14 protein-coding genes, 1 other RNA gene and 2 pseudogenes are annotated in these 15612 nt (G+C 62.5%); 12 read left to right on the forward strand and 5 right to left on the reverse strand.

The window, feature by feature from the left end; all coding sequences use genetic code 11:
- Window positions 1-275: 275 nt before the first annotated feature.
- Together ssrA and QQ658_RS05095 are read left to right on the forward strand one after the other, a co-directional pair.
- Window positions 276-644: a transfer-messenger RNA gene (ssrA, locus tag QQ658_RS05090) on the forward strand.
- A gap of 442 nt (window positions 645-1086) precedes the next feature.
- Window positions 1087-1359 (forward strand): annotated as a pseudogene (locus QQ658_RS05095) (transposase); the annotation flags it as partial.
- A 40-nt stretch (window positions 1360-1399) separates the two neighbouring features.
- Here the strand turns inward: QQ658_RS05095 and QQ658_RS05100 are convergent.
- Window positions 1400-2446: an IS110 family RNA-guided transposase gene (locus QQ658_RS05100; protein WP_286024996.1), complete on the reverse strand. Its 1047-nt coding sequence runs from the start codon at window positions 2444-2446 to the stop codon at window positions 1400-1402.
- A gap of 251 nt (window positions 2447-2697) precedes the next feature.
- Here QQ658_RS05100 and QQ658_RS05105 point away from each other — a divergent pair.
- Window positions 2698-3606: pseudogene (locus QQ658_RS05105) on the forward strand (IS3 family transposase); the annotation flags it as partial.
- Window positions 3607-3906: 300 nt separating this feature from the next.
- Window positions 3907-4758, forward strand: coding sequence for a hypothetical protein (locus QQ658_RS05110; protein ID WP_286026580.1), 852 nt, complete (start codon window positions 3907-3909; stop codon window positions 4756-4758).
- A 100-nt stretch (window positions 4759-4858) separates the two neighbouring features.
- Here QQ658_RS05110 and QQ658_RS05115 read toward each other — a convergent pair whose 3' ends face one another.
- The 3 genes from QQ658_RS05115 to QQ658_RS05125 all read right to left on the reverse strand — a co-directional run bounded on the left by QQ658_RS05115 (window position 4859) and on the right by QQ658_RS05125 (window position 6940).
- On the reverse strand, window positions 4859-5179 hold the full coding sequence (locus QQ658_RS05115; protein WP_286026581.1) for a helix-turn-helix domain-containing protein: 321 nt from the start codon (window positions 5177-5179) through the stop codon (window positions 4859-4861).
- A gap of 200 nt (window positions 5180-5379) precedes the next feature.
- Window positions 5380-6075, reverse strand: coding sequence for a hypothetical protein (locus tag QQ658_RS05120; RefSeq protein ID WP_286026582.1), 696 nt, complete (start codon window positions 6073-6075; stop codon window positions 5380-5382).
- Window positions 6076-6133: 58 nt separating this feature from the next.
- On the reverse strand, window positions 6134-6940 hold the full coding sequence (locus QQ658_RS05125; RefSeq protein WP_286026583.1) for a TIGR02391 family protein: 807 nt from the start codon (window positions 6938-6940) through the stop codon (window positions 6134-6136).
- Window positions 6941-7215: 275 nt separating this feature from the next.
- On the opposite strand from QQ658_RS05125, the gene QQ658_RS05130 reads away from it, so the two are divergent.
- On the forward strand, window positions 7216-7782 hold the full coding sequence (locus QQ658_RS05130; protein WP_286026584.1) for a type IV toxin-antitoxin system AbiEi family antitoxin domain-containing protein: 567 nt from the start codon (window positions 7216-7218) through the stop codon (window positions 7780-7782).
- Complete coding sequence (locus tag QQ658_RS05135) at window positions 7772-8725, forward strand: nucleotidyl transferase AbiEii/AbiGii toxin family protein (protein ID WP_286026585.1); 954 nt, start codon at window positions 7772-7774, stop codon at window positions 8723-8725. The genes QQ658_RS05130 and QQ658_RS05135 overlap by 11 nt, the downstream gene beginning before the upstream one ends.
- A gap of 15 nt (window positions 8726-8740) precedes the next feature.
- Here QQ658_RS05135 and QQ658_RS05140 read toward each other — a convergent pair whose 3' ends face one another.
- Window positions 8741-9412 carry a helix-turn-helix domain-containing protein gene (locus QQ658_RS05140; protein WP_286026586.1) on the reverse strand — a complete coding sequence of 224 codons (672 nt, stop codon included), beginning with the start codon at window positions 9410-9412 and terminating at the stop codon, window positions 8741-8743.
- A gap of 95 nt (window positions 9413-9507) precedes the next feature.
- Between QQ658_RS05140 and QQ658_RS05145 the strand changes: the two genes are divergently transcribed.
- The 6 genes from QQ658_RS05145 to QQ658_RS05170 all read left to right on the forward strand — a co-directional run bounded on the left by QQ658_RS05145 (window position 9508) and on the right by QQ658_RS05170 (window position 15507).
- A complete protein-coding gene (locus QQ658_RS05145) occupies window positions 9508-9756 on the forward strand; it encodes an addiction module protein (protein ID WP_286026587.1) in 249 nt (82 codons plus the stop codon).
- Window positions 9753-10064 carry a type II toxin-antitoxin system RelE/ParE family toxin gene (locus tag QQ658_RS05150; RefSeq protein ID WP_286026588.1) on the forward strand — a complete coding sequence of 104 codons (312 nt, stop codon included), beginning with the start codon at window positions 9753-9755 and terminating at the stop codon, window positions 10062-10064. The genes QQ658_RS05145 and QQ658_RS05150 overlap by 4 nt, the downstream gene beginning before the upstream one ends.
- 564 nt (window positions 10065-10628) lie before the next feature.
- On the forward strand, window positions 10629-11756 hold the full coding sequence (locus QQ658_RS05155) for a hypothetical protein (RefSeq protein ID WP_286026589.1): 1128 nt from the start codon (window positions 10629-10631) through the stop codon (window positions 11754-11756).
- 135 nt (window positions 11757-11891) lie between these two features.
- Entirely contained in the window at window positions 11892-12308 is a 417-nt protein-coding gene (locus QQ658_RS05160) for a DUF6790 family protein (RefSeq protein ID WP_286026590.1), read from the forward strand.
- 11 nt (window positions 12309-12319) lie between these two features.
- The gene (locus QQ658_RS05165) at window positions 12320-14704 is read left to right on the forward strand and encodes an FtsX-like permease family protein (protein ID WP_286026591.1); all 2385 of its coding nucleotides are present in this window, start codon (window positions 12320-12322) and stop codon (window positions 14702-14704) included.
- Complete coding sequence (locus tag QQ658_RS05170; RefSeq protein WP_286026592.1) at window positions 14701-15507, forward strand: ABC transporter ATP-binding protein; 807 nt, start codon at window positions 14701-14703, stop codon at window positions 15505-15507. The genes QQ658_RS05165 and QQ658_RS05170 overlap by 4 nt, the downstream gene beginning before the upstream one ends.
- Window positions 15508-15612 lie beyond the last annotated feature (105 nt).

Below are 15612 nucleotides of genomic sequence, written 5' to 3' on the forward strand. Positions count from 1 at the left end.
GTCGTAGTGGTCATGACACGGGAACTTTATTGAACGAGCCCGGGTTCGTTGAGTCGCAGTGCTAGTCCGTCGCATTTTCCCTTATGGCAGTATTATCGCGCTCCTCGGCTGGTGAGCTATTGGTGTGCAAGATCCCGGTTCGCGCAAACATCAGCTGGGCTGAATCGTCATCACTCCAGCATCAGGCGCAGGCTCCCGGTTCGTGCGAACATCAGTAACCCATCGCATGGGAATATTGCGTGGTGCGCTATCGTTAAGAGACTGATAACTCAACAGGGGGTGACTGGTTTCGACTGGGGATGGTAGTTCCAGAAGAAGCGGGTCGAGAATCCAAGGTCAACTCGTAAATGTCCCTTGGGAACCAATAAGTGCCAACGCAAAGAGCACTGACTTCGCTCTCGCTGCCTGAGCAGTGACCGAAGGGTCAGCCCGGATGTAGCCTTCCGTCCGGATCCTGGCCTCATTTAGAGGGCTTGCTCATCAGCTCCAGCTTGGAGGGCTGATGGGGACTTAAACCAGGCTGGGCTTGTCTGCAACATGCTGACGTGAGTGCAGGAGCCAAGCAGAACGTCTAGTCAGCTGCACCCGGAGAATGTCTGCAACGCCTCATCAGGACGCGGGTTCAATTCCCGCCACCTCCACGAAGTCCGAGAGGAGAGAAAGCTTGCTTTCTCTTCCGAGGACAAGGCAGAGGTTGAGCCGCGTAGCGGCGAACACCTCCACTTATGTGAAGTCCCGCGACATCGTTCAGTGATGTTGCGGGATTTTTCGTGTTTTTGGCGCGGGTATGTTGCGGGTCATCGTGCATGGTTTGGGGTGGGTGTTGCGGGTCATCGTTCACTTGGTGTGTCGGGTCATCGTTCATTTTTTCTTTTGGTAGTTGCGGGTTGGGTCGATGGTGTGTTCGGCGATGATTTCGCCGGTGGCGCGGTTGATGGTCATGGTGTGGGGGCCGTGTGTGAGGAGGAGGACTCGCGTGTTGGCGTGGGGTCTGCCGATGGCGAGGTGTCGGAGTTTGGGTCTGATGCAGGAACAGGTGACATTGAACATGGCTAGTCAAGAGCGCTGGCCTGGAAGGATGTCATCATGCCCAAGCCGTTCCCCAAGGAGTTCCGTGACGACGTGGTCCGTGTCGCGGAGAATCGTGATCCAGAAGTCACTCTCGCGCAGATCGCGAAAGACTTCGGCGTCCATGTCGGCACTCTCGACAAGTGGATGCGACAAGCCCGCATCGAGGCCGGTGATCAGCCGGGCGAGACGAAGCAGGAGTCCGTGGAGGTACGTGAGCTGCGTAAGCGCAACCGGCTCCTCGAGCAGGAGAACGAGGTGCTGCGTCGCGCGGCCGCGTATTTCGCGCAGGCGCATCTGCCGGGAAAAGGGACGCTTCTATGCCTCCGTGTCAAGCCATCCGAGTCCGAAGTTCTCGGAACAGAGACCTGCAGACGTATCGCTTGAGGCACCGTCGAATCTCGCGCTTGGAGAGCCCTTCGGCACGCCGGCGCTCAACGTATTCGCAGGTGACGGGGTCGTAGCTCATCCGCGTGCGGACGACGACATCGACGGCACGGTTGAGTTGCCGGTCGCCCGAGCGGGAGAGTCGGTGGCGACTGGTGTTGCCCGAGGAGGCCGGCAATGGAGCTATACCGCCGAGAGCGGCGAAAGCCGCTTCAGAGCGCACCCGCCCGTGATGCGAGTACGAGGCCACCAGGATCGCTCCTGTGACCGCGCCGACCCCCGGGATGCTCTGGAGGCCCGGGGCAAGAGTCTCGGTCAGCACGGACAGCGCCTGGTGGTTCTGCTGAAGTGACCTGGTCTGCTCGATGATCGACTTGGCCAGCCTTCTTCCCTCTTCCCGGAAGACTCGTTTCGATGGCTGATCTCGCCCGGTTCGCCAGGTCGCGATGGTGGCGATTTGCGCGTCTGTGAGCGGTTTGCGCGCATCTATTCCGACGTCGGTGGTGCGCAGGAGTGCTGTGAGCGCGTTCTTGTTGGCCGTGCGCTGCTGATCGATCAGTGACCGGCTCGCCAGCAGCACGCGGAGCGCCGCGCGGTCACCGAAGCGACGTGGCTGAGCAAGTTTCTCGACGTCCGTGGAAAGCGCCGTTCGAGCGGCTGCTTCTGCATCCAGCGGGTCCGACTTGCCTGTTTGTGCTCGGGAACGGCGGTAGAGAGGTCGGATCTCGGCCACCTCGATCCCCTCTGTCAGAAGGGCGGTGGTGATGCCGGCACCGTACGAGGAAGTACCCTCCACGGCGGCGAGCACCGGCTTCCCGTGAGTCCTTCGTCGGATCCAGGTGACTGCACGCTGCATCCCGGGGGCAGTAGTCGGGAACGATCTCGTATCGACCACCGCTCCCGTCCGGGATTCGATGATGCAATACGTGTGAGTACGCGCGTGGGTATCGATCCCTACGACGTGCTCGTAGCGTTCAGTAACGGTGGTCATGGTGAGTTCCTCCAGTCGTCAGCACATCAGCGGACTGGCCCGGGTCGCTCAGAGTCACATCTGTAATGAGTCACGCCCCTGGGGACGGACAGGCTTCTGATCAAGGCATCTGCGCGGAGAGACCGAGCCGTAGCTCAGCCGAGGACACGTCCTTTTGAAGACATCGCGAACTATTCACGAGTCGGTTCTACCCGGAGTCACTCGGCCGAGCTACGGCTCAGCATCCCAGCCGGCCGCGGGCCCGCCAGAGGCCATTACAGCTCTACCCGCTCGTGAGTGAGCTCGCCGTGGACGGGATCCCCGTCGTGGTGTCGTGCCGGGTCTTGAAGCTTGCTCGCCAGCCCTACTACCGCTGGTTGCGTCGTCCCGTCTCCCGGCGGGAGCTGGACGAGGCGTATCGCGCGAACGCGTTGTTCGACGCGCATCGCGATGACCCGGAGTTCGGGTATCGGCTCCTCGCCGACGAAGCCCGCCAGGAGGGCGAGTCGATGTCGGATCGAACGGCGTGGCGGATCACGTCGTCGAATGGGTGGTGGAGCGTGTTCGGGAAGAAGCGTGGCAAGAACGGCAAGAAGCCCGGCCCTGCCGTTCACGACGACCGCTGCGTCGTCATCGATGAGGACGGGCGTGAGCGTCACCAGTTCAGTGCCTCTCGGGTGAATGAACTGTGGCTGACCGATATCACCGAGCACAAGACCGCCGAGGGCAAGCTGTATCTCTGCGCCGTCAAAGACGCATTCAGCGGCCGGATCGTGGGCTACTCCATCGACTCGAGAATGAAAGCGTCACTCGCGGTCCGCGCCGTCCGAAACGCCGTCCGGATGCGCGGCAACGTTGCGGGCTGCATCGTCCATTCGGACCGAGGATCCCAATTCCGAAGCCGGAAGCTGCGCCGTGAACTCGCTGCGCACAAACTTGTCGGTTCGATGGGCAGAGTCGCGTCCTGCGGTGACAACGCGGCGATGGAATCGTTCTTCAGCCTGTTGCAGAAGAACGTGCTGAACCGGCGCTCCTGGGCCACGCGTGAGGAGCTTCGCATCGCGATTGTCACGTGGATCGAGCGAACCTATCATCGCCGTCGCCGGCAGGCCCGCCTGGGTCGTTTGACGCCGATCGAATTCGAGACCATCATGAACGAAGAACTGGCCCTCGCGGCCTAACCAGAACTGTCACCTGTTCCTGCATCAGACCCTGCCTGCCGAGTGCACCACTTGGTGCCAGTAGGGCAGGAGCTCCGGTTCACAGGACGGGATGCGGGTGACATCGTCATATCAGTCGGCGACGCATCCAGAACGGCGGTATCCGACTGGTTGCGAATCCGGACAACCTCCCGGCGGATCACCACCAATCTGGCGTCGCTTCGCAATGCGCTTGAGACTTCGACGGTCCTCGATGCTGTCGGTGAAGAACTGCGTCCACGCGCTGTCGCTGTCGCCTGTGCGCTCGCCGAGGAACTGCAGGTGCACGACCTGAAATTGGGCGTCAACGCGAAGCTCAAGTACCCAAAGCTCTTCCTGCAGGTCGACACTCAGCGCCGAGACATCTTCATCTCCGAGACCACCAGGGAGGTACCTCACCAACTGACTCCCGCAGAGGAGCGGGATCTTCGAAGGAACCCTTGGAAGATGTTCCCCACTGTGGACAAGGTGCTGGACGGCAAGCTGCGCCTGACCGTCGACCGGGACGGCTGGAGTTCCCAGGGAGGACGTCAGCGGGACGAGTGGACCGACACTCCAAGCCGGCCTCTCGAGCACCGGGCCAAGGTGATTGCCAAGGAAATCAAGAAGGGTGTCGTCGATGATCGCGATGCCCGGGAGCGAGCAGAGCAGGCGCGGGCTGAGGCCATTGAAGAGCGCCAAAGGAAGCTGGACGAAGAACGCCGTGTCTGGAAAGGGATCCAGGCCGAGGCTTGGGAGAAAGCGATCGAGCGACTGCGCGAGGCAGCCTTCATGGATGCGTTTGACGCCTGGCGTGGAGCGCGAGAGCTTAGGTCCTTTGCCCGGGAGCTGGAAGTTGCCTTGGGTGAGAACGGGCTCGGCGAACGTGCCAGACTCCGAGAATGGCTGGAGTGGGCGCGCCAGCGGGCCGATGAGATGGACCCGGTGGTCAATCTCGGGAAACTAGACGACAGCGCCCTGGACTTCAAACCCTCGGCCGATGAGCTACGCCCCTACATGCAGGGCTGGGACCCCTCCGCACCACACAAGGACTACAGCCTCGTGTACACCAACGGGCAGCAACCGGCCCCCACGATGCCAGAGAGGAGACCGTGGCATCCCGGCATGCAAGGCAAGCCAAGTTGGTGGCGCTAGATGCATCGACGGGCGCGCCACCTAGAAGTGCGTGTAATCGGTGATTCGGCTCGCTCCAAGCTGTCCGACCGGATTGTCCGACTGCGGGGCCCGGTCTGCTCTATGCGCGAGATGTGAGCACGAGTTTGCGGTTGCCGAAGGTGGCGGTGACTTCGACGGTGCCGCCGAGGGCTTCGACGTAGGCCTTCAGGGTGGCCAGGCCGGAGCAGTCGAGGTCGCCGGCCTCGACCGCGGAGATGGTCGGTTGCGTGAGCGACATCCGGTCGGCGAGTTCCTTCTGGGTCACGCCCTGTTCCTCGCGAATCTCGCGGAGTCGGTAGGCGCGCTCCTCGGCCTCCATCCGGGCGACATGGTCGGCGACGACGGCATCGTCGACGGGGCGCTTGGCGCGTACGTCGTTCCAGGGAACGGTCTTGCTCATCTCAGTCCTCCTCGCTGTCGAGCCACTCGTCGAATCGGTCATCGAAGCGGAGACAGGAGGCGCTCTGAGGTCGTGGCAGTCATACCTCGACAATTGGGATGGAGACACGCGGCCACAATCCTCGGTGGCGCGCGTCCTCAATGCTCTGGCCACGCTCACCGCAAGAGGACGAGATGGGTGTTCCCATCGAGGTGAACGCGCTAACGATTGAACACGGTGAGGATCACGCCGATCATCGTTGCGATAAGGGCGGCCGTTGCAACGCCGACCGTCCACCAGAAAGCCTTGCCCGCGCCATTGTTGCCCGACTCGATCCGCTGATCGACGCCTTCGATCTTGTCGTTGAGCAGCCGCAGGTTGGCGTCCATGGACTCCGGGACGGCTAGTGTCTTCTCGGCCCTCTCGTCCTCCATGTCGAGGCGAGCCGCACGAGCCTTCGCGGCCTCGCGCATCGACTCCTCGATCTGAGCGGTGTTCTCACGCATCGTCCGCATCATCTCGATCTGCGGGTTGGCCACCGGTCCCAGGTCCGCCGGGGCCATCGCTGCTGTGGGGAAGTCTATCTTGGGTACGAGCTGGTCGGAGACCCGGGACGTATCGGTGATCGCGCTGATCTGCTTGATCAGCGGCTCGTGAAACGTCGTCTGGGCGAGGATCGTTGAACGGAGCGATTCCATGGCGGGCCGCAGCTTCTCCGCCAGCTCCTTGTTCTGCTGGAGCGCCTCCTCGTGGTGAGGGTGCTCCTCGTCGTCGATCGCCGTCTGCAACTCCCTTAGGGTCGGCCTCCAGCTGATGTCGTCCTGGTCTTCGACATGCTCGACCGCGAACGCCGAGTCCTCCTCAGGAGCGACGTCTTCGTACTCATCATCTCGGCGGGGGTCGTCGTGATCGTTCATGTGTTGTCCCCTTGTGGATCGGTCTCGGTGGCCTTGTGGACGTGGGGTTTGGGAACCCTCAGATATGCCTCGCGCCATCCAGTCGGCGGTGCACCATTGAGACGACGTTGATGACCTCCAGTAGTTCGTCCTCGGTGATGGTCCGGTTGAGTCTTGGGTCGTGGGCCACCGGGTTCCTGAACATGCCGTTCAGTCCCTTCACGAGGTTCACCAGTCCGGTCTGCTCATCGCGCTCCGTCTGGGTTGCCAGAGAGTTGATCGCCAGCAGCGGCGCGCCGCTCTGGCCGAGGGCGAGCGTAGCATCCACCAGATTCGCTCCATCGCCGCGCAGCCCGGTCATCGACCGCAGGCGGTCAAAGATGCTCTTCGTGGCCTCCAGGCAGGCGTGGAAGTGGGCCTCCTTCAGGACCTCGACCGAGCAGTAGCGCAGGACCTCCTCATGGGCACGTCGACGGCGCAGCTCGTCCCGCACCGACGTCGCGATGCGGGTGGCTTCATCGAGCGTGGCCGCCCTCGGCCCTTTGGCCACTCTCCCTTCGCGGTTCACGTGTAGGCCGACGAACGCGAGTCGCTCGTTGAGCCGGTCCTGGCGAAGTGTGAACAGCTCGGGCCGGTCGCGGTACCGCACGGGCTCCATCGCGTGAACGATGAACGTGATGATGCGCTTGGGATCGCCCTTGTCCGTGTTGTGACGGGCGATGAACGCCTCAGCGAGCCGATCGCGCTTCGAGGCGTGTGGTAGCGGGTCATCCATACAGAGCGTTTGCAGCAGGACCCCGATCTCCTTGCCGGTGAGCCCATCGTCTGTGTCGGCTAGCACCGCCGCGATCGCCTCGTACGTGGCACGGCTCCAACTCGTCGTCATTGTGTGTTCCCCTTCTCGCATTCGTCCTCAGCCCCGAAGGTATCTGGGGTCACCGACAACTGCCGTGGGCTGGATAGCATGAACGAGAGCAGTCCAGGCCAGCACCCTGGCCTCCCGTGGCGGATGGGTACGTATGGCTCCTGTGGACGGCTACCTTGTGAGACCCCCTCGGCGCAACCGATGGGACTCCCGGCCTTCTTTGCAAGCGCGTGCCGCACCCGTCAGACAGGGCGAAATGCCTGGCAATAGTATCATGCTTTCGTTATACTATTGCCATGGTGAGACTCTTGGCGCGCGATGAGCTGTGGGAGACCGCGTCCGCGCAGTACGGTTTCGTGACGGCTCAGCAAGCAGCCGAAGTGGGGGTCAGCAAGCAGGCTCTTCAGATGTTGGTGCATCGGGGCACGTTGGTGCGGGCTGCGCATGGGGTCTACCGCTTTCCGCAGTATCCGGTTGGTGAGTTTGATCAGTTCATGTTGGCGGTGCTCTGGACGCGGGTGCCCGAGGCCGTGTTGTCGCACGAGACGGCGCTCGACGCGTACGGCATCAGCGACGTCAACCCGAACCGCATCCATGTCACTGTCGGCAAGGATCGCCGGTTCCGTCGGGAGAGTGGGGAGGACTACGTCGTCCACTATCAGGACCTCACTCCCCAGCAGGTCGGGTGGTGGCAGGAGATCCCGACGGTGACCCCGGTGACGGCGATTGAGCAGTGCCTCGTTTATGGGACGCCGACCTATCTGCTTCGGCAGGCGATCGAACGCGGGTATGCCCAGGGCTATCTAAAGACAGCTGAGCGCGATGCGTTGGCGGAAGCGCTGGAGGTGCGCTATGACCGATGACTATGTTGGCTCCAAGCTGGCCGCGTTGCTGAGGACGTTGAGGCCTAAGGCGAAGGAACCGGTCTCGGCCAAGGTTCTCAACACCTGGATCGCTCAAGCAGAGGGCCAACTTGGCGATGAGGCCAAGGGTGGGCGCCTTGGCTGGTTGATCGCTTCATCGGTTGCTGTCGGCGCGGTCCAGCGTGCGCTCGACGAGGATGGGCGCCAGCTGTTCCTGCTCAAAGGCGGCACTCTGCTTCAGCACCGGCTCAACGCGACCGCCCGCACTACCAAGGATGTCGATGGTCTGGTCCGCGGTGACATGGATGCGTTCTTCGCGGTGCTCGAAGAGGTGCTTGATGAGCCGTGGGGGCCGCTGACGCTGCGCCGCGGTGAAGTCGAGGTGATCGATGTCCCGACGAAGCTCGTCAAGCCACGCAGGTTTGACATTATCCTCAATCTGCGAGGCGTGACGTGGCGGCGTATCCAGTTCGAGGTCTCGCCCGACGAGGCCGGTATTGGACGGGAGCGAGAGCTTATCGAGCCGCCTCCGTTGGCAGGCTTCGGGTTGCCTGATCCTGACGCGCTGGTGGGGATCGCGATGCGGTTCCAGATCGCGCAGAAGCTCCACGCGGTCTCCGACCCGCACGAGCCACCGGGATCGATCAACGACCGTGCACGCGATGTCGTCGATCTGCTCCTGCTCCGCGACCTCGTCGCTACGACCGGAGCGCCGACGCTGGCAGAGGTCCGAGAGGCGGCTGTCGCCGTCTTCGAGGCCAGGGCCGCCGAGGCCGCCAAGCTCGGGCGACCGACAAGGAACTGGCCGCCAACCCTTATCGCACACGCTCACTGGAAGGACGACTATATCCGAGCGGCCGCCTCCGGCGGCGTCGAGTTGTCCCTCGAGGACGCGGTTGGCGAAGCGAATGCCTGGATCAGGGTGCTCGACGGCGGCCAGTAGCGAGGTTGGTTCCTTCTACTCCGCTGCGGACGAGGGTCGCTTGCGCATGGTGACTCCGCCGCCGGAGGCGATCCTGGCGATCGTGGCTCGGTGGACTCCGAAGCGTTCCGCGATCTGCTTCACGGGCATCCCGGACGCGTAGGCGTCGAGGAGCTTCTGACGTTGCGGGTAGCTCAAACGAGTTTGAGATTTGAGTGCTTGGGTTGCGACTGGGCCGCGCTGATCGCGTCGGGAAGGTCGTTCGGGGCGAGTGGTGGGGGAGTAGGTCTTGCGTTGACTACGGGTGATGAGTGCTCTGAGTGGGGCGGAGGGGTTTGAGAGGCTTCTACGGAGGACCACGAAGCTCGAGAGAAGAGAAAGCTTGCTTTCTCTTCCGAGGGCAAGGCAGAGGTTGAGCCGCGAAGCGGCGAATACCTCCACAACGACGAAGGCTGAGAGGAGAATGAACTTGTTCATTCTTCCGAGACCAAGGAAGTTGTTTTCCGCGCGAAGCGCGGAGACACCTGAGGGGGAAGTGTCGAACTCTATGTTCACCACTTCCCCCGTTTCGTTTGCCTCCGAGAGGTCGGCGAAGTCGATGTCAGGCCCGCCGTCGAAGAACCACGAGACGATCGTCCTGCTGGCCGGGCCGACAAAGATCTTTGATGAAGTAGTCGAAGAGCGGTCCCGCGTCGCGCGCGTATCCATCTTCGCTTCGGCAAACCTTTTGTAGAAGGTGCCGATCGACGCCTCGTATTCCCCCAGCTGGGCCTGTTTCCCTGTCGTAGACTGGTTGCATGTCGATGACTATGGCTCAGGTTGAAGAGGCGTTTATGGCCTTGGATCGCCGCGAACAAGCGGCGATCCTTCAGCGCGGCATTCGCAACCTGGACGAACGCTCTGAAGACTTACCGCAGGCCGAGGTCGAGGCCGCATGGCGCGACGAGCTGAGCAGGCGCGTTGACGACATTGGAAGCGGTGCGGTCGAGCTTCTGGATTTCGATGAGTCCCACCGGCAGATTCGTGCGGAACTGATCGCACGCCGCAAGTGAGACTCCGCAAACGTGAGCATCCCGAAGCTCACGAAGAACTCCTTGATGCCGCCAGCTGGTATGACGATGAACAGCTAGGACTTGGCGAGGACTTCCTTGATGCCATTGAGGACTCTGTTGCCCAACTTCTTGACTGGCCAAACATTGCTCGTGTCTACCCTGGATGGAATCGGGAACCGGTTGTTCATCAAAGAACGATGAAGACGTTTCCCTACCAGATCCTCTATTTTATCGAGGACTCATATCTGGTGGTTGTTGCCTACGCTCACAACCGCCGCAAGCCTGGTTACTGGAAAGACAGAATCTGACCAAGGTCCTGGGCGGGTTTCCCACCGAGGCTTGTGCTGCCCAGTCCCCGAGTGCGCCTTGGAGTGCACCGAGGGCGGCCTCAATGAGGGGCCATCATGAGCAACAGGTCGTCCATCGCACGGAGTTCGACTTTTCTTGTCTTGGCGCGGGTATGGTCTCGCGAGACTTTCCAGTTCTTCGCGTGGATCAGTGCTGCCGGGCGATTCTCTGACGTGGAAGACTGCGATCGGACGATCTACATGTGCGTCCGTGCAGATGTTGAAGCGGAGGAATCAATGAGCCAGCCACCCCAGGAAACTGGTGAATATCCGCAAGAATCGGCGGCTCATCACCCCGGCCCGGATTTCGAGGCTGCCAGATCTGGTTTGCAAGGGGACGAACACGAGCCGGCAGCTCCGGTGGCGGGAATCGCAAGGCGTGATCAGCGACCAAGGTCAACCGCCTCCGTCGGACACCCATCAATTGGCGGCCGGGACCATGCAACGGGGGCAGCAAGGCGATTCTCCAAGCGCCTGCTTGTAGTAATCATCGCCGGGGTCCTTGTTCTGGCATTGGGCATCATCATGGTGCCAAGACTGATCGATCGTCTTGATACGAACAGATGGCATCCCACCGGGCCTGAGGTCGCCTGGCTCGATGAGGGCTATGCCGCTGGCTTCACACAGTTCGTCCTGCCCAACGGCGTGAAGGCGGTCGCCGCATCTGCGGACCACCGCATCGTTGTGGGCACGAAGCCGTTCGAGGATGGGGCCACCGGTTTCGATGTCGCGACCGGCGAACAGACCTGGCATCTGGATTACGTATCGTGTGAATCGATCCATCCATCCAGGGAAGGTTTCATCTACTGCGTCGGATACACCGGGGGAGCCCGCGACGTCGATCTGTTGAAGATAGATATCTCGACCGGAGAACAAGAATCCCTCTTCTCAATCTCCGATGCTCCTTATGTCGGTGCGCTCACCTCACGCGGCGAATTTAAGGGCGCCGAGATCCTCACGTGGCAAGAGAGCAACAGCTTGGTCATTGCCGCGGTGGACGGCGGCAGTGCGACCTGGCAAATCTCGCTGACGACGTGGGAGGGCATTCCGGCGTGCTATTTGCTGGGCTCCCACATCGCCTGCGATTCGCGCGAGGCCTTCACTGTGCTGGACGCGTCGGACGGGCATGCCTCGGTCAACTCCACGCCGCTCGATGAATCGCAGCGAGTCGTCTGGGCGAGCGACGGATACGCCGTCGAGCCGTGGCCGCACAGCTACGGTGAATCCAACACGGCCACGCTCTATGACTTCGATGGCGCAGCGCTTGGGCAGTGGAACAATCTCAGAATCTCGTCTCCCAGTTGGTATGACGCGTTCTTCTACCCGTTGGACGAATTGCAACGCGATCAGATGCCCCTTCTGGTGGACGCCAAAGGCGACCCGGTGGTCACCGATGGATCCGAATACGGCAAGGTGAGTTTCTCCCAGTCCGGCGTTGAAGCGGAGGCCTACACCATTACCGCCGGTTCTGCCGGCGGTTCGGTCGTTCTGATAACAACCACGCCGACCACGCAGACTTTGTACTCGGGCAATGGAGACCAGCTGTGGCCCATCGACGGAAACCCGGCCTTCACCACCACCGTCGATGGGCTCATCGTCGTCGAGGGAGAGGATCTGGCCGCGCCTGACACAATCTTGGTGCCCGTGGGGTAACGGGTCTTGCCGCGTACCGCGTGAGGCTTTGCCTCAGACGCTCCGTGGCACGTGGAGCGGCCTGCAGGGAGCGGGAGAGGACACGCCCTGGAGGAAGCCTTCATCACACGGACCGAGGATGCGGGGGAATAGCAGATGTGGATCGTGGAATGGATGCGGATTCTGCTGCTGCACCAGTTCGCGGTCTCGCACGGCATCATCGCGGTCGCGGGCTTCATCATGAATGTGCTCTATCCCGAGCGCACCGCGGCGCCACTCGGCTGGCCGAGCGGGCCCTTCCAGGTGAAATACGGGTTCGCGCAACTCGGTCTCGGCGTGATGGGCGTCATGTCGATCTGGTTCCACGGGAACTTCTGGGTGGGAACCCTCGTCACCCTCTACATCTACGGCATAAGCGGGCTGTGGACGCACACGCAAGAGATCGTTAGGAAGCGCAAGCAGACCGGCAAGACCGACGGGGTGGGACTGTTCAACATCATTCTCGATGTGATCTACCACCTCGTTCTGACCTGGATGTCACTTCAGATACCCGGCGTCTGGTCGTTCGAATGATGGTGAGGCAGATGAATCTCAAGTACGCGCGAAACGACCTCCGCAAGAACAAGGGCGTCAATGCCGCGTTGCTGATCGTGCTCATCCTGAGCGCCTTCCTGATGGCGACCGGGGCCATGGTGGCAGAACGCATGTTCGGTGCGGTCGATCAGCTCTTCGACCAGGCCGAGCCACCGCACTTTCTGCAGATGCACAAGGGCGAGTACGACCAGGCCGCACTGGACGAATTCGCCGATGCGCACCCAGAGATCACCGCATGGCTGATCGAGGACATGGTCGGATTCGACTCCAGCCAGCTCAGCTGGCAGCGTCCGGCCACCGGGGAATCCGGCGATCTGTCCGAGAGCCTCATCGACAACCTCTTCGTGGTGCAAAACGACGAATTCGATTTTCTGCTCGACGAGTCGGGTGGCATCCCCAGGCCCGACGTGGGCGAGGTCTACGTTCCGGTCTCCTATCAGCAGAGCTTCGGGCTCCAGACAGGTGACGACTTGCAGGTCCGCACCGAGACCGGCGTCCAGAACCTGACGATCCAGGGTTTCGTCCGTGACGCTCAGATGGCGTCGTCGCTGTCGTCCGCGACCAGATTCGTGGTCTCCGACGCCGACTTCGACACCTTGTCGAACGCGGGAGGCGGAAGTCCGGAGATCATCGTCGAATATCTGTTGTCGGATCCGGCGCTGGCGTCCGATTTTCAGACCGCCTACGAATCGGACGACGGACTGCCCAAGAACGGTCAGGGCGTTACCTTCGAGATGATCCGGATCATCAATGTGATCAGCGACGGGCTGGTCGCGGCGGCGCTCGTCTTCGTGAGCATCCTGCTGATCGCTATCGCACTGCTCAACGTGCGTTTCGTCATCCGGGGCACGCTCGCCGACGAGGTGCGCGAGATCGGCGCCATGAAGGCGATAGGCCTGCCGAACGCCACGATCTCGGGCCTCTACCTATCGAAATACTCCGTCATGACGCTGGTGGCCTGCGTCATCGGCGGCATCGGCGCGATCTTCGCGACCGGTGCGCTGACCGCCAAGGTTCAGGTGAACTATGCGAAGGCCCCGCTCGGTGTTGCGAGTTTCGTGGCACCGATCATCGCGCTGGCCGTGGTCTTCGTCGTGGTCATCGCGATCTGCCGCGGAGTGCTCGGCAGTGTGAAGAGGATTCAGGTGGTCAATGCTCTGGTGCATGGCAGCCTGCTCAACGACGCTCAGACCGCGCGCTTGGCCAGGCGCCAGGCCCGCAGACTGGGCCGCACCGGCCTCGCGTCGTTCAAAGGCGGCGACCTGAACCGGCGTTTGGCATTGATGGATCTGCGCGCCGAGTTCAGGCAATGGGTGCTCATTCCGGTGGTCTTTGCGTTGGCGTCGGTGCTGATGATCCTGCCGACCAATCTGCTCACCACCTTCCAGAGCCCAAAATTCGTGACCTACATGGGCGCCCCCGAATCCGACCTCCGCGTCGACCTGCAGTTCTTGGGCGATCTCGACGTGCTCCGCGATGATGTGAGCGCCGCGATGAGCGAGGACGACCGGTTGACCGACATCCGGGTCTTCGCGAATCGACTGGTCGAAACCGAGGGCGACGAGGGCTGGGAGAGCATGCGCGTCGAGACCGGCGACTACTCCGAAGGCACGGTCGAGTTCATCGAGGGGACGCGTCCCGAGGCCGGCGAGATCGCATTGTCGGTGCTCAATGCCGACAAGTTCGGCCTGGGCGTCGGCGACCAGATGCCGATCCGGGTCGGTGAGACGACCTCGCAGCTTGCGGTGAGCGGCATCTACCAAGACGTCACCAGCGGGGGATACACCGCCAAGATCCAGGGCGAGATCAGCGGCGACGCCGTGGGGTACGTGATTTATGCGGATGTCGCCGACGGTGGTGGCGCATCGGTGATCGCCGACGAATACGGCAGCGCGTTCCCGCAGGCGAGTGTCGTCGCGATGCGGGCATACGTCGATCAGACCCTGTCATATGTGACCGGCGCCTTCTTCAGCGCCGCCGCGATAGCGCTCATCTTCGCGGTGGGTGTCGCGGCGCTGGTCACCGTCCTCTACCTGAATCTGCAACTGGCCCGGGATCGGCACCGGATGGGCGTGCTGTCGGCGCTGGGCTTCTCGGGCGCAGAACTGAGCGCCCAGGTGCGGCTCAAGACGCTTGTCAGCGTCGTCGCCGGAACCGCACTCGGAGTGATCGTCTCTGCGACGCTCGGTGAAGTGGTCGTCGGCGGGGCGCTGTCGGTGGCCGGTATCGGAATCTCGCGGCTGGCCTTCATCGTGAACCCACTGCTGGTCTACCTCGGCTATCCGCTGCTGCTCATCGCCGTCGGCTATCTGGGCGCCCGAGGGGTCGCGTCCAGCTTGCGGCGCGGCAACACGAGTGTCTGGCTCAGGGCATGACGAGCATTCTCAACCCACCAACGAACGGAGAAGACATGTCGACGGCTTCAGCAGCCCTGGCGGCGGCGGACCTGGAGAAGACCTTCTATTCGACCGATCCACCGACGCAGGTGCTCTCACACATCGATCTCGAGGTGGCCACCGGCGAGTTCCTTGCGGTCATGGGAGCGTCCGGATCGGGCAAGTCGACGCTGCTGTACTGCCTGAGCGGAATGGACAAACCCACCGGCGGAAGTGTCCGGCTCGGTGGTCGCGAGCTGACCGGGCTGAGCGACGGCGAGATGAGCCGGGTGCGGCTGACCGAGATGGGATTCATCTTCCAGCAGGCCTACTTCTTGTCGAATCTGAGCGTGCGGGACAACATCCTGCTTCCCGCGCTGAAGGCCACGCCGAAAGACAAGGCCGGTGCCGGCGCCCGGATCGACGCGATGCTCGAGCGTTTCGGCATCGCCCACGTCGCCGATCACGGCATCACCCAGGTGTCAGGCGGGCAGCTGCAGCGGGCGTCGATCTGCCGCGCGCTGGCCACCGAACCGAGCGTGCTGTTCGCGGACGAACCGACGGGCGCCCTGAACTCGGCCATGACCACCGAGGTGATGGACGCACTGTCCGGCGTCCACACTGAGGGCACGACCATCATGATGGTCACCCATGATCCGGGCTGCGCGGCCCGTGCCGACCGCGTCGTCTATCTGCGCGACGGCGGGGTCGTCGATGCGCTCGCGATGGGCACCTGGACACCCGGCGAGGCGACCCGGCGTGAGGACGAACTGCTGAGCTGGCTGCGCGGCCACGGGTTCTAGCCGGGCCGGGCCAACCATCGAACCGGCGCCGGACCGCCCTGGTGCTGCGCCGAGTCGGCCCGAACCAACCACCTGTGTACCGGACGCCGTCAGCCGACGGCATCC

Source organism: Propionimicrobium sp. PCR01-08-3 (assembly GCF_030286045.1).
Taxonomy (GTDB): domain Bacteria; phylum Actinomycetota; class Actinomycetes; order Propionibacteriales; family Propionibacteriaceae; genus Brooklawnia.